At 62.4% G+C, this 14,550-nt stretch carries 10 protein-coding genes; 6 read left to right on the top strand and 4 right to left on the bottom strand.

Annotated features, from left to right (window positions below):
• Positions 1-20: 20 nt before the first annotated feature.
• Together HNO51_RS11735 and HNO51_RS11730 are read right to left on the bottom strand one after the other, a co-directional pair.
• Complete coding sequence (locus tag HNO51_RS11735) at positions 21-1,943, bottom strand: EAL domain-containing protein (RefSeq protein ID WP_209537505.1); 1,923 nt, start codon at positions 1,941-1,943, stop codon at positions 21-23.
• Positions 1,944-2,019: 76 nt separating this feature from the next.
• Positions 2,020-2,727: a transglutaminase-like cysteine peptidase gene (locus tag HNO51_RS11730; RefSeq protein ID WP_209537504.1), complete on the bottom strand. Its 708-nt coding sequence runs from the start codon at positions 2,725-2,727 to the stop codon at positions 2,020-2,022.
• Between the two features lie 241 nt (positions 2,728-2,968).
• Here HNO51_RS11730 and HNO51_RS11725 point away from each other — a divergent pair, with 241 nt between their 5' ends.
• The 6 genes from HNO51_RS11725 (at position 2,969) to HNO51_RS11700 (ending at position 12,059) form a co-directional block, all read left to right on the top strand.
• Positions 2,969-5,122, top strand: a complete 2,154-nt coding sequence (locus tag HNO51_RS11725; protein ID WP_209537503.1) for a type VI secretion system Vgr family protein — start codon at positions 2,969-2,971, stop codon at positions 5,120-5,122.
• Positions 5,107-5,958 (top strand): DUF4123 domain-containing protein, encoded by an 852-nt coding sequence (locus tag HNO51_RS11720; protein WP_209537502.1) that lies wholly within the window; start codon positions 5,107-5,109, stop codon positions 5,956-5,958. Before HNO51_RS11725 ends, HNO51_RS11720 begins: the two co-directional genes overlap by 16 nt.
• Positions 5,955-9,068 (top strand): hypothetical protein, encoded by a 3,114-nt coding sequence (locus tag HNO51_RS11715; RefSeq protein WP_209537501.1) that lies wholly within the window; start codon positions 5,955-5,957, stop codon positions 9,066-9,068. The genes HNO51_RS11720 and HNO51_RS11715 overlap by 4 nt, the downstream gene beginning before the upstream one ends.
• A gap of 23 nt (positions 9,069-9,091) precedes the next feature.
• Entirely contained in the window at positions 9,092-10,081 is a 990-nt protein-coding gene (locus tag HNO51_RS11710) for a tetratricopeptide repeat protein (protein WP_209537500.1), read from the top strand.
• A 104-nt stretch (positions 10,082-10,185) separates the two neighbouring features.
• Positions 10,186-11,067: a tetratricopeptide repeat protein gene (locus HNO51_RS11705; RefSeq protein ID WP_242597106.1), complete on the top strand. Its 882-nt coding sequence runs from the start codon at positions 10,186-10,188 to the stop codon at positions 11,065-11,067.
• Positions 11,068-11,171: 104 nt separating this feature from the next.
• Positions 11,172-12,059, top strand: a complete 888-nt coding sequence (locus HNO51_RS11700) for a tetratricopeptide repeat protein (protein ID WP_209537499.1) — start codon at positions 11,172-11,174, stop codon at positions 12,057-12,059.
• Positions 12,060-12,166: 107 nt separating this feature from the next.
• Here the strand turns inward: HNO51_RS11700 and HNO51_RS11695 are convergent, their stop codons facing one another.
• Entirely contained in the window at positions 12,167-13,342 is a 1,176-nt protein-coding gene (locus HNO51_RS11695) for a cation diffusion facilitator family transporter (RefSeq protein WP_209537498.1), read from the bottom strand.
• Positions 13,339-14,526, bottom strand: a complete 1,188-nt coding sequence (locus HNO51_RS11690; protein WP_209539225.1) for a 1-acyl-sn-glycerol-3-phosphate acyltransferase — start codon at positions 14,524-14,526, stop codon at positions 13,339-13,341. Before HNO51_RS11690 ends, HNO51_RS11695 begins: the two co-directional genes overlap by 4 nt.
• Between the last annotated feature and the right edge of the window lie 24 nt (positions 14,527-14,550).

Raw genomic sequence — 14,550 nt, 5'->3', positions numbered from 1 at the left:
CTCGTCGCTTCGAGCGGCTGTCATGCACCGCTCCCGCCGCCACCCTCGTGATGGCGCACGCCTGGTCCCGTCACGCCATCCAGCCCCAGCTCGAACAGCATGCTCTCGGCTTCCTGGCTCTCCACGCCTTCCGCAATGGCCATGATGCCAAGCGAGTGAGCCAGCGTGGCCATACCTCTCAGCAGGCTCTGCTGATCGCTACGGCTCTCGATCTCCTGGCTCAAGGCGCCGTCGATCTTCATGAAGCTCAGGCCCAGATCCTGTAGCCCTTCGATCTTGCCGAACTGGGTGCCGACATGTTCCAGGCCGACTCGGCAGCCCAATCCAAGCAGGGCATGGCAGAGGGTCTTCAGCGCCTGTGGCTGCTGTATGGCAACGGATTGCGGCAGCTCGAACCACAGCTTGTCGGCAATGCTCCGGTGGGCACCGATGCGAGAGAGCAGCTCGCCAACGAAGTGGCCATCGTTGAGCGACTCGGCCGACAGGTTGATCGCCACCGCCTTGCCGCTGGATTCGACATCCGTCAGCGCCGCCGAGACGACGGCCAGGTCGAGGGTCGGTGCCATCGCCAGGCGCGATACCCAAGGCAAGAAGACTCCTGCGGGGCGCCACTCCCCCTTCAGGTGCAGCCGTGACGGGACTTCGTAGTGAACCAACTGGCCCCGCGCATCGAGCACAGGATAGTGGGCCAGGAAGGCTCCCTGCTGGAGGGCGTCGCCAAGGGCCTGACGCCAGTCGTCATGACGCGTGAAGAGCACTCTGCTGGCGGGCTGGTCGACGATCTCCTGATGGTTCTCGCCGCGACCTTCGGCGGCAGCCAGCGCACCGTCGAGGCTGGCCAAGAGCTCGGCCTGGCTTTCGCCCTGGCTGTATTGACGCAGGGCAGAGGGCAGGGAAGCGCTGGCCTGTTCGCCACTCAGCGCTTCCAGTTGCTGCTGCAGCGCCATTCCGATCGCTTCGAGATCGTGGTGACGTGGCAGGATCACGCCGAAGTCGCTGCCGTTCAGCCGGCCGACCGTGCCGAGGCCATGGGTCTTGGCGACTTGCTCGAGACGACGTGCCAGTTGGGCGAGCAGGGCATCGGTGGCTGCATGGCCGAGCTGCTGGTTGAGTTCGGCCAGGCGGGCGACGCGCACCATCGCCAGGGTGCCGCTGGCATCGTCCTTCTCGCTCTTGAGATGTGCCTGCAGTTGGGCCAGGAAGGGCGCGCGGGTGAGCGTATCGGTGACCGGGTCATGCTGCATGCGGCGCCGGAGCTGGTCGAGCTTGTCGCTCTCTTCGCCGAGCATCTGGCGTACGGCGTAAGAGAGCTGGTTCATGGCCTGCACCACCTCGCGCAGCTCTCGCGTACGTGGCTCACTTGCCATCGTGAAGCGGCGCTGACCAATGGCCTGGGCCTGGTTGACCACGTTGCGCAGCGGCCGACGAATGGTGTTCACGATCCAGCTTGCCAGCAGCAGACTGATGGCACCGGCAACGGCGAACCAGCCGGCCAGCTCCAGGGTGCTGCGCCATAGCGAGCGATAGGCGAAGCTGTGCTGGCTCTCCAGCTCCAGGGTGCCGTACTGCTGCCAGCCATCCTGTACGACGGACCGGCCCGCTGGCACGTCGAAGCGTACCAGCTTGACGAACCAGGCCGGCACGTCGTCGACATATTCGCCGGCGGTGCGCTGCTCGATGATCTCTCCCTCGGCGTCGCGCAGCTCGATGCGCCGGTAGTGCCCGGTGTCGAACTGGGCGGCCAGCAGCAGCTCCAAGATGACGGGGTCTTTCTCCATCTGGCTCATCGACAAGGCCAGGGCATTGGCGTTGTCGTTGTTCTTGATCTCGATCTCCTGCTCGATGTAATGACGGCTGCTCGTCACGCCGATGAGCAGGCTGCCCACGAAGGCCAGCAGCAGCAGTGTCGTTATGGTCAGCCAGAGCTGCTTGATCAATGACATGTCTTCGTTCCCCCTGGGAATGAACGCCCTGATTCGTTCCGTTGCGTCGATCGTTTCTTGTTGTGTGGCTTTGTCATCAGATGAATCCCTGCTGCTGCATGCGCTCGATCACACTGCGCCAGCGCGACAGGCGTGCCACCGGATCCGCGCGCGACTGGCTGGAACTGCCGGCCCACAGGCCTTCGCTGTTGAAGCTGAAGACGGGGTCGAGATCGGTACGCTGAGTGGCAGGCGTAATGGAAGGGACCAGGTTGTCGAGTACCAATGGCACCGCCGATGGCGTCTCGTAGTAGCCCAACACCATATGGGCCTGACTGATCTGGCTGCGGCCGATACGGGCGCGGACGTAGATCATGCGCAGCTTCGCGCCGGGGATGCCGAGCTCCTTGAGCGTCACGTACTTGGCGATCGAATAGTCCTCGCAGTCGCCCTGGCGCTTGCCCATGGTTTCCAGCGGCGTGGCCCAGTAGTCCTCGGCTCCCCAGATCTGGGTGTCCTCGAGCCAGCGCACGCGGCGGTTGAAGAAGTCGTTGACTTCGCGCAGTTGGGTGTCGAGGTCGCTGCCTTGCAGCCGGTCGAGCAGCGCAAACCACTCCTCGAGAATGGCGAGGCCCGAACTGCCATACAGGCGCTGCATGCTCTCGCGCAGCCGCCCACGGTTGATTCGCGCCTCGAGCGCCGTGGGGGATAGCCCCAGCCCCGTGGCCAGCAGCAACCCGCCCAGGCCGAAGAGGAATCGGCGTCGGCCAGGCTTGAAACCATGTGGGGCAGGGCGATGCGTCATCAGGCGCGCCGAAAGCTTGTTAAGGAATGTAAGCCATGGGCCGAGTATAGAGGAGTGCCAACCTCAGCACGATAGATAGGGAAAGAGTAAGTCGATATGACCAGGTTTTGTAAGACATTGCCGACATCTTGCGTCAGCTAAAAACGCTTCGTACACGTTGCGCCTTGCTCCCTCGCTTCGCTTGCGTAACCTTGCGTATTTCTCACTTGCCTTTCACCCGGGTGACCAGAAGGAACCTCACATGGCCGACGCAACTGGATTGCAATTCACCCTGCAGCTTGCCGGGGCTGACTCGGCCGACCTGGCGGTCATCGACTTCACCCTGGAGGAGGCGCTCTCAGAGCCCTTCACCCTCACGCTGCGCTTCGCCAGCCGCGACGGCAGCCTCACCGCGAGTGACATTCTCGACCGTCCGGTAACCCTGACGATCTGGCAGGACGGCGAGGTGCTGCGCCGGGTCAACGCCATCGTCAGCGAGTTCGGGCGCGGCGACCGCGGCCACCGCCGCACGATCTACTCGCTGGTCGCCCGCCCGGCGCTGTGGCGCCTCGGCCTGCGCCACAACTCGCGCATCTTCCAGCAGGTCTCGCCGCTCACGGTCATCAATACCCTGTGCGACGAGCGCAGCCTCACCGATATCGCCTTCGCCGCCACCCGGGAACCGCAGGAGAGGGAGTACCTCACCCAGTACCGGGAAACGGATCTCGCCTTCGTCGAGCGCCTGGCCGCCGAGGAGGGGCTGTTCTACTTTCACGAGTTCTTCGAGATAGGCTTCGAGTCGGGCGGCGAGACACCCAGCGCCGCCCACCGCCTGGTGTTCGCCGACGCGCCCCAGGCGCTGGCCCACCTGGGCGAGCGTACCTACCACGGCCGGGCCGGCGGCACCCCGCCCAAGCGCCACGTGCGCAAGCTCCAGCAGCTCGCCCGGGTCGCCCCGGCCTCAGTCACGCTCAAGGACTACTCATTCAAGAACCCCGCCTATGCGCAGCTGCACGAGCATGTGGGCGATGAGCTCGAGGCCCATGGTCAGCGAGACGACTACGAACACTACGACTACCCCGGCCGCTACAAGGCCGACGCCTCCGGCCAGGCCTTCACCCGTATTCGCCTCGAACACCTGAGAAGCGACGCCCTGACCTGCGCCGCCGAAAGCGACCTGCCCGAGCTCGCTCCGGGCACCCGCTTCACCCTCACCGACCACGACCTCGACGAGCTCAACGTCGACTGGCAGGTGGTGAAGGTCACCCACCATGGCAGCCAGCCCCAGGCCTTGGAGGAGGACGGCATCACCCAGGGTGATGCGGCAGGGCTAGGGCACATGACCAAGTTCGACAACGAACTGATCCTCACCCCCGCCGACCGCGCCTGGCGCCCCAAGCCCAATCCCAAGCCCCGCGTCGACGGGCCGCAGATCGCCTTCGTCGTCGGCCCCGAGGGCGAGAAGATCCACTGCGACGAGCATGGCCGGGTCAAGGTGCAGTTCCCCTGGGACCGCTACGCCGAACCCAATACCGCCGGGGCTGAAGGCGAAGCCGCTGGAAGAGCGCCCAGCGCTTGGGTGCGCGTCTCCCAGGGCTGGGCCGGCGGCGGCTATGGCAGCATCGCCATTCCGCGGATCGGCCACGAGGTGGTCGTCAGCTACCTGGAGGGCGACCCCGATCAGCCGCTGATCACCGGGCGCACCTACCACGCGGTGAATACACCGCCCTACGCGCTGCCGGCGCACAAGACCCGCACCGTCCTTCGCACCCAGAGTCACCAGGGCGAAGGCTTCAACGAACTTCGCTTCGAAGACCAGGCCGGCGAAGAGCAGATCTGGCTGCACGCCCAGAAGGATCTGGAGCTGCTGACCAACAACGACCGCACCGAGGAGATCGGCCACGACAGCTTCCTCACCGTGCATCACGACCGTATCGGCGAGATCGACGCTGACGAGCACCACACCGTACGCGGCAACTGCCATGAGCAGACCGACGGCAATCAGCACCTCACGGTGCAGGGCACGCTGCACATCAAGGCCGGCCAGGCCTGGCTCAGCGAATGCGGCCGCGAATTGCACGTCAAGGCGGGCCACAAGGTGGTACTGGAAGCCGGCAGCGAAATGACGCTCAACGCCGGCGGCAGCTTCCTCAAGCTCGACGGCGGCGGCGTGACCCTGGTCGGGCCCACGGTGAAAGTCAACGCCGGCGGCAGCCCCGGCTCCGGTTCGGGCCAGGCGGTGGAAGCGCCGCTGCTGCCGGGCCGGGCAGTGCCGGAGGTGCATGAGGCGATACCGCCCACCGTGCTGCCCAAGCTCAAGGACTACCAGCTCAGCGAAGCCACGCTGATGCCGCTGTGCGGCAAGCTGAGCGAGACCACCTGCAGCCGGGAGGATTGCCCATGCCTGGCTGGCTGACCCGTATCGACGAGCGCAGCCAGCGAGTCGACACCCTGGCAAGCGGCTTCGCCTCCCACCGTCCCGCCTACTTGGTACTCGACCAGCGCCGTGCCCCAGAACGCTGCGCCGCCCTCGTGGGCCAGCCCGGCTGGCGCGACTACCTGACGCTGTTCGCCGGCACGCCACTGGCGCCGCTCATCGAAGCCAGCCCCTGGCTGGTCGAACTCAGCATAGGCAGCCAGGCCTGGCAGGCCGCCGCCGCGTTGTGCCAAGAGCAGCGCATTGGCTGGGCCTTCCAGCCCGCGCAGGACACCCGCCTCGACGACCTGGCCGATCACCTGCGCCAGCTGTTCGTGCTCGACGACCCCCACGGCGGCCAGTCGCTGGTCAACGTGCAGGACCCCACCGCCTGGACGGCCCTGCTCGCCGCCGGCAGCGACACCGCCTACGCCCAGCTCATCGGGCCGCTGGGGCAGGTCGTCACGCCCACGCCGCTGCCGCACTGGCAGGCGTGGCAGCAGGTCGATGAAGTTGGCGAGGAAGCGAGCGAGACCATGGCACCGCCGCTGACCCATGAGCTGGAACAAGCCCTCAAGGAGAGTCCCCGCGCCTGGTGGCTGAGCGCGGCAACCGACATGCCACTGCAGGAGCTGCCACCGGCGTGGCTGGAGCGGTTGGGACGACTCGAGACCGCGGGTATCCACCAGGCCCATCATCTCCAGCGTTTGCTGCCTAGAGTGCAGCAAGTGCCGAAACCCGAGACGGACTGGTGGGCTCAGGCGACCACCACGGAGATCCTTCAAGCGGCCATTCCGGCCTGGAAGAAAGTCGACGCACTGGAGGCGTCCGCATGACTCAGGACAACACTACCGAATGGCCACCCTTTGCGCCCTCGACGACCGCAGGCGGCTCCATCGCTGGCCAGAGCCAGCACGTATGCCAGGCGTCGGAGTGGGTGGATATTCTCTATCTGGTCGGCACCGGCCGCTTCTGGCTGCTGACCGAAGACGCCGCCGAGCTTCTGCACGAGGCCGCCCATGAGCTTCAGCAGTGGGCCAGCCTCGAGGATCCGGACCAGCGCAACGCCACTCTGTCCGAGAACGCCGGGATCATGGAGTGCTTCCTGCCCGCGTCACCGGTCAGCTTTCTCAATGAGGCAGACCGTGAGAGATATCAGCGACTCAGCCGGCAGTTGGAAGACGTACCGGCCCGCTCTCGGGACCCGGAAACCCCAATGGGGCAGCGGATGACCGGCGGCTACGAAATGGCGGCCATCATTCAGGAGCAACAACGGCTCTATCAGGAAGGAAAACGCATAGCACGAAGCGCAGGCTACGAAATTGCCGGCGACAGGTTTTATGGGCCCTGGGAAGAGGAGATCCAGCAAGCACTGGAGCGTTATCGCCAGGCGAGACGTGACGCCGTTCGGCGTCCTCGAGTCGTGCCGCCCAGTGCGGATGAAGCCGAAATGGCGCCGCTGCGTACCTTGCAGGAAGCCTTGGTCGAGTATCAAGGCTTCATCCAGCGCTGCGAAACGCAAACGCCGAATGCTGCCAGCGCGGAGTGCCAGTTGGCCGACATGTTCACCATGGAACAGCTTCGCAGCGGCACCCTGTATGGCAACTATCTGGAAAGCATTCTCGACCTCGCCGCATTGGGGTTCGCCACACCGGAATACGCCCTGGCCGCTCCCTCGCCAGCCGCTCCCACGGTGAGGGACGGTATCAGTGGCTTCGACCGCTACAACGACGTGCTGCGTGAACAAGCCGAGCTGCTCGCCGAGGTGGAAACCAAGCTTCAGGAGTGGCAGGCCAGCACCGGCGGCCATACCGCTTTGCCTCTGTTCCTGTTCAGCGACGAGCGCGACCGCTACCAGAGCATGACCGAAGAACTCGATGCCCTGCACGAGCAGGCCAAGCGTGCGATGGAAGCCATGCGTCCGCACCGCGTCCTGTTCTGGCAGGCCGACCTGGCGGATGAGCGCAATGCGTTCGGCTATGAGAAACGTCAATTGGATGTGCTGGTGCGTAACGACTGGCCGCTGCGTGAATACAGCGCGGCGGGAGGCGAGCGCTCCTTGAGCCATGTCAGCCTGCATGTGCTGATGGACCGTATGGACACCGCCGAACGCAACGCCGTGGCTCCATTGTTGGTAGTCGACGGGGTGTTGCCGGAAACGTTATGGGAGGCTCCCGAGCAGGCCCTTGGCCATTGGCTGAGCCTCAAAGGTTGCCAACCCATCGACTGGCGTGGCGAGTGGCACGACGACGTCCTGGGGCTGTTTCAGCCCGAGCGTTTCTTTGCCGACCTGGACGCTCAAGGCTACGAAATCGCCAGCCTGGCGGACGACGCGACCCGCACGCGCTGGGGCGAGACGCTGGAGCGGATCCTGTTTACCGGGCCGTCCAAGGACACCCTGCGGCTGTTCGACGCCAGCGCCCAAGCGCAGATGCTGCGATTGGTGGGAATGACCCAAGGGGAGTTGAAGGACGAAATCTCCGTGGAATTTTCCGGCCCGCTGCGATTGGCCGAACCGCTCGAAGGCGAACTGGAAACTCACCAGCTGGAAGTTAACGCCGATGCCAGCGAGGGACCGCTGCGACAGGAGTGGGAGCTGAAGGGAACCTACCATCTGGCACGTGGCGAGGTGAGCCTAGGCGTGTTGGAACTCCCCAAGGCCGACGAGGCTCCACGCGTCTCGGTGAGATTACCGGCTCGCGACAACGAGGAGCGCTGCCTGGGCCGCTACGCCTTGCGCCTGGAAACGGTGGCCAAAGGGTTCGCCGGCGCCAGCCTGGCGCTCACCGGCAAGGTCGGCCTGTCGATCAACCGTGACCTGAGTGTAGAGAGTGAAGACCGCGTATCGCGACTGGGAGTCGGTGCCAACCTCAAGGCTTTCGCCGGGGTGCGCGGAGGGTTGGAGAGCCGCTGCGAGCTGCGCTGGGAGCCGCCAGAGGACATCGCGATGCGCGCGCCGATGAATCAGGCGATTGACGCCTTCACCCGGCGCAACCAACTGAGGCAACTGCAGGTGTGGCGCAGCCTGGGCATGGTCAAGGGCAGCCTCGAAAGCGGCAAGGGCAAAGGCTTCGAACTCGACTACCAGCTCGGCATCCATAACGGCAAGTTCGTGCTGCGTGCCAAGGCAGCGCTGTTCTTCGGCCCCGGTGCGAGTGGCAGTGTGGGCATGGAGCTCGATAACCGCCATCTGGATCTGTGGCTCACCATGCTGCATCGTGACTTGGTAGCCAACGGCTACGAACACCTCGACTGGCTGGACGAAGAAGCCTTCGAGGAATTCAGCAATCTGGGCTATGTCCTGACCCTGACACTATTGAACACCGGACTGCTTCTGGCCCAAGGGCGGGAGTGGTTCCGGAGCCTGCGCCACGAGCTCAGTCGCTCGGAGCGGGCCGGGCCGATAGCCCTTGCCCTGACACGCCCGCTAAGTCGCAAACAGGAGAACCAGCGTATCCGGTGGGTACAGCAACTTACGCCAGAAGCCTTGGGATCGCTGCTCTTCTTGCTGAGCAGTACACCACAAGGCTTCTCGATGGACGCGATTGCCGACCGTCAGACCATGGTCAGCTTAAGTGGGGATGGTGGGGATGGGAACGACAGCCCCACATTCAGCGCAGACCAGGCTCTCGATTACCAGCAGATCGCCATCGCCAATTGTCTGGAATGGATCGTGGATGGCATGACGCGTAATGTGTATGGCCGTAGGCCAGAAAGCGGGGCTCACCCTGCCCAGCTATTGTTCACCAAGGCCGTGGCTCGCATGACCGTCAATGGACGGCGGACCACCAATTTTGCTGGATTGGACTATCAGAATGGCATATATGCTCTAGATGATTTCATGAAGCGTTTGAGTGGCTCTACAGGTCTTATTGCCCAGCAAGCACAAGATGCTCGCGCTAGTTATAAAATGTCCTCAGCGCAGCTGAGCTCTCACTTACGCTGATTAAGTCTTAACAGGAATTTTTTATGTCAAAAATTAAGACCCTATGGGGAATTTGCCTAACACTAGTGCCATTAACTGGATGGGCCCTCTTGGGCGACAGTGAGCAAACCGCTAAAGAAGAAGGGATGATTGATTATAACCTTGGTTATCTTCTTGACGCTATTCCTAAGCTTGAAGTTGCGGCCGAAGCAGGTGATGTCGAGGCCATGTATTATCTTGGCGAGTCGCATCGTATCGCTCACATGGGTATGACCCGCGAAGCGCTGGATTGGTACCACATGGCCGCTCAAGAGGGCGATCCCTATGCCATGCTGCGCCTCGAGTCGGGTAATGTATGTGCACTAGCAGATGTCTGTCCCGAGAATGGCGACAACTGGGCAAAAGCTGCACTGGAAATTACGCTGCCAAAGGCTGAGGAAGGTGACCTTTACGCCATGGGGGCATTGTTTAATATTTATGGTACTCTTGGTGAGCATCAGCAGGCCATCGCCTGGCTTGAAAAATCGGCCGAGGCAGGCAACCCTCACTCTCAGCACTGGCTGGGCACACTTATCTATGAAGACCGCAACTTCACCCCGGATAATGATGAACGCCATCAACTAGCGGAGGAATGGTTTCGACAGGCAGCGGTACAAGGCTATGTTCCGGCAATGCTTGGCTTGAACTCAGTGCTATCAGCTCAAGAAAGGTTTGAAGAAGCCTGGGAATGGGGGGAAAGAGCCGCAGACAAAGGATCCACGACTGCGTTGCTTGGCATAGCGAACTGTTATATTAACCCGCGTGTGAGTGTTGACTGTATTGTTACCCCAGATCCTATCAAGGGCTGGGCAGTGTTAGAAGCCATGCAAGAGGTTCTTAACGACCAATACTCTCGCCGGGCCATGAGGCTTAGGCATGACCTGCTGACGGATGAGCAGAGAGAAGAAGCGCGAGAGGCTGCTCAGCCGCTGGTCGAAAAGTGGTCCTCTAATAACCCGGCATTATCGAACTTTCCAGAAAAATATGGCTTCTGATGATGTCACGTGTCGGAACAGGTGTGCTCCTGGCACTACTAATGCTCCCGACGTCCAGCTGGGCTCTGCTTGACGAAAGTGAGCAAGCCGCGAAAGATGAGGGTATGAGGCTTTACAATATTCATAAGCGTGCCTCAGCCATCCCCTATTTGGAAGAAGCAGCGGAAGCTGGTGACGTTGAGATTATGTACTATCTAGGGGAGGCTCACCGCCTGCGTCATATGCGTATGACCCGTGAAGCCCTGGATTGGTACCACATGGCTGCCCAAGAGGGTGATCCCTATGCCATGCTGCGTCTCGAATCAGGCAATGTATGCAAGCTCGGGGGCGTATGTCCTGAAGCAGGAGACAATTGGGCTGAGAGTGCACTTAACATCGTCCTGCCCCAAGCCGAAGACGGCGATGCCGAAGCAATGGGAACGCTATTTCATGTGTACCTTGCCCTTGGTGAACATACCGAAGCGGTAGATTGGCTGAAAAGTGCTGCAGAAACTCACGACCCAGTATCACAATATGTGCTGGGTGTAATTATCCAGGAGGATGAGGATTATATCCCTGACGAGGAAGAACGTCTCGGAACCGCAGAGCGCTGGCTGCAAGATGCTGCCGAGCAAGGGTATGTCCCTGCAATGGATCGGTTGGCTATGGTCATGAGACAGCAAGGGCGTGATGAAGAAGCTTGGACATGGCTTGTCAAGGCGTCGGAAGGGGGGCACAAAAGCGCAAGAGGGAATATAGGCTGGTGTCTACTTAACCCTGAGGAGCGAGGAGAAGACTTCTGTCCTCCTGAAGAGGATCGAGTTAAAGGATGGGCGATATTGTTCTCTATTCATCAAGAAACTGGTGACAGAGCGTCAAGAAATATTATGTCCAGGAATAGAGAAAGGCTGACTGAAGAGGAAATCGAAGAAGCAGAAGCCCAAGCTCAAGAGTGGCTGGGAAAGGGGCCGCCTCTTTCTGAGTATCCACCCAGATACGGCTTCTGATGATGCCGCGTGTCGGAACAGGTGCGCTCCTGGCACTACTGATGCTCCCGACGGCCGGCTGGGCTCTGCTTAGCGAAGGTGAGCAAGCCGCGAAAGATGAGGGCATGAGGCTTTACAATATTCATAAGCGTGCATCAGCCATTCCTTATTTGGAAGAAGCAGCGGAAGCCGGCGACGTCGAGGCTATGTACTATCTGGGGGAGGCTCATCGCCTACGTCACATGGGTATGACGCGTGAGGCATTGGACTGGTATCACATGGCCGCTCAACAAGGCGACCCATATGCAATGCTGCGCCTCGAGTCGGGTAATGTATGTGCACTAGCGGATGTCTGTCCTGAGAATGGGGATAATTGGTCAGAGTTAGCACTGAATGTCACCCTACCCAAGGCTGAGGAGGGTGATATTGACGCCATGGGAACACTGTTTAATATTTATGGTGCTCTTGGTGAGCATCAGCAAGCTATCGACTGGCTTGAGAAGTCAGCCGAAGCGGGCAACCCCCATTCGCAGCATTGGATGGGAACATTTATCTATGAAGACCATAATTTCACTCCAGATGAGGAAGAGCGCCACCAGCTATCGGAAGAGTGGTTTCGGCGAGCGGCTAATAATGAATATGTTCCAGCAATGTTTAGCCTAAGCTCGGTCTTGTCGGTCCGAGGGGAGTCGAGAGAGGCATGGGAATGGATAGAGAGTGCTGCTAGCAAAGGAAATATTGCCGCCATACACAGAATGGCTATGTGCTACATTGACAACGGCACTGACAATTATTGCTATATGCCGGAAGACCCTGTGAAAGGATGGGCTATGCTAGAGGCATTGTCAGAAGTGGTGAACGATCAATATACTCGGCGTATTATGAGGCTTCGCCATGATCTGTTGACGGATGAGCAGAGAGAAGAAGCTCGAGAGGCCGCTCAGCCATTGATCGAAAAGTGGTCCTCTAACGACCCGGCATTGTCGGACTTTCCAGAGAAGTACGGCTTCTGATGTCGTCACGTATCCGAATAGGGGCGCTCGCTGTGTTACTGCTCAGCCCGGCCAGCGGCTGGGCACCGAATGCCGAGACCCAGGCCGCCAAGGACGAGGATGCGGCCTCAGCCCTTCCCCGGCCCCTGCCACACCCGCAGCCGGCCCAGCCAGGTCAGCTCGTGGGAGGCTTGGCGCAACTCTTGGGCGGCCTCTTCCAGGCTCTGTTGGGGCGGTAGTTCACTCACGTAGACCGAGACGTCGATCTGTTCGGCCAGGTAGTGCAGGTCGAGGGCAACGCGGTCTTGCCAGGCGGGGCAATCCTGCCACGCCTCGTCGAGCATGCTCTCCACGTCCTGGCGCAGCGGCAGGCCGGGGCGCAGGCTGTGTTCGATCTGGTCCGAATCGTCTTCGGGGTCGATATGGAAAGTCACGTCGGCCAGTTCGGGGTAGGCGTTGCGCAGCTGCCGGCTGACCGTATTGCCGATCTCGTGGGCCTCGGAAACGGTCAGCCGGGGCGGTACCACGATATGCAGGTCGAGCACCACGTGACTGCCCACCGAGCGGGTGCGCAGGTCGTGGACGCTGTCCACCCCGGGCACCGCTTCGGCGATGGCCTTCATCTGCACCTGGTCGTTCTCTGGCAGGGCGGTGTCGATCAGCTCGCGACCCGATTCCCACAGCAGCCGCCAGCCCACCTGGCCGACCATGATGCCGACGATGATGGCGGCCACCGCATCGACCCAGCCGGCGCCGAGCTGTGCCGCCACCAGGCCGACCAGCACCACGCCGGTGGAGAGGGCGTCCGAGCGTGAGTGCCAGGCGTTGGCCTCGAGCAGTCGCGAGCGGATGCGCTTGGCCACGATCATGGTGTAGCGGAAGATCCACTCCTTGGCGGCCAGGGAGGCCACGGCCACACCGATGGCCCACAGACCGGGGGCGGGGATGGGCTCGCCGGCGAGCAGGCGGGTGAGGCTGGCCCAGGCGATGCCGCCGGCCACGAAGATCAATACACTGCCCAGCCACAGCGTCGCCAGCGTCTCGATCCGGCCATGGCCGTAGGGGTGGTCGCTATCCGGCGCCTGGCGGCCGAAGTGGGTCGCCGCCATCACGAAGCCATCGGTGACCAGGTCGGAAAAGGAGTGGATGCCGTCCGCGATCAGGGCGGCGGAGCCGACCAACCAGCCGGCCACGATCTTGAGCAGCCCGACCGCCAGGTCTATCACGGCGCCGATCAAGGTGACCCGATGCGCTTCACGCGCCTGGGCGCCGCGGTCGGGTGGCAGGTGGCCGGGGGCGTTCATGACGACGTGTCGCTGCCTGCGAGCAGCGCCGCCTTGTTGCGCACGGGGTTGGCGTACTGGGTCAGCCACCAGTCGCGGAGCTCGGTGGGAACCTCGTTCAGGCGCGCCTGGAAGCGTGCCCGGTCGACATCGCTGACCTCGCTCATGTCCAGCAGCTCGGGCGCGTCGCCCAGCGCTTCCAGGGCCAGGTAGTGGCTGGGGAAGAGGTGGTACCCACCGACCACCTGGCGGTCGATCTCGGCGGCCACCGCTTCCGGGGTGTCGAAGCCGGTGCCAAGCGGCTCGCCGAAGCGCAGCTCCACGCGGCCCTTGTGTCCGGTGATGCCGGCCACGATGGACTGAATGTCCTCGAACTCACTCTTCTCGTAGCGGCCATGGTTGTGGATGGCGTGCAGCTCACGTGCCTTCTGCAGGTCGCAGGGGTCGTACTCGTAGCTGATCGATACCGGTACCATGCGCAGCTCGGCGATGGCATCGCCGATGGGGGCGCTGCGGTCTTCCTGGCGTCGGGCCATGGTCAGCATCTTGATGATCGCCGTGTCGGTACGGTCGATGCCGTCCTTGGCGCGTCCCTCGCGCTGGGCCATCCAGATCGAATGGTTGTCCTCGGTGATCGAGTGGCGAATGTAGCTCGAGAGGTTCTGGTAGGCCGCCAGCATGGCGCGCTTGCCACGCAGGGCGCGCGGCACGATGAAACTCTTGTTGAGCCGCATCAGGTCGGTCACGTAGGGCTTCTTGAGCAGGTTGTCGCCGATGGCGATTCGCACGGTGTCGCGCCCCGCGCGGTGCAGGGCGTAGTTGACGAAGGCCGGGTCCAGCGAGATGTCACGATGGTTGCCGATGAACAGGTAGGCGGTATCGGGATTGAGCCGCTCCAGCCCCTCGACGCGGAAATCGTCGGTGGAGGTGCGGATCATGCGCGCCATGTAGTGGGCCACGCGCATCTGGAAGTCGTGCACGCTGGCCACATCGCGCGTCTCGCGGCGAATCACGTAGGAGGCCAGGGCGCGGGCCAGCCAGGGCAGCGTTCGGCTCAGGCGGGGCAGCCGGTAGCGGGTCAGGGCGTCCAATAGCTCGCGGTTGGTGGCCAGGTTCGCCAATACCGCCGCTACCTCGTCGTCCCGGTAGGGGCGGATGTCGGCCCAGGGATCCGTGGAAGTCGTACCTGTCGCGGTGTCGGTCATCGGTGTGTCTTGGTTGCCGGGTTG

It is taken from the genome of Billgrantia sulfidoxydans, from assembly GCF_017868775.1.
Taxonomy (GTDB): domain Bacteria; phylum Pseudomonadota; class Gammaproteobacteria; order Pseudomonadales; family Halomonadaceae; genus Halomonas; species Halomonas sulfidoxydans.
This window is presented reverse-complemented; position numbering and strand designations above follow the sequence as displayed.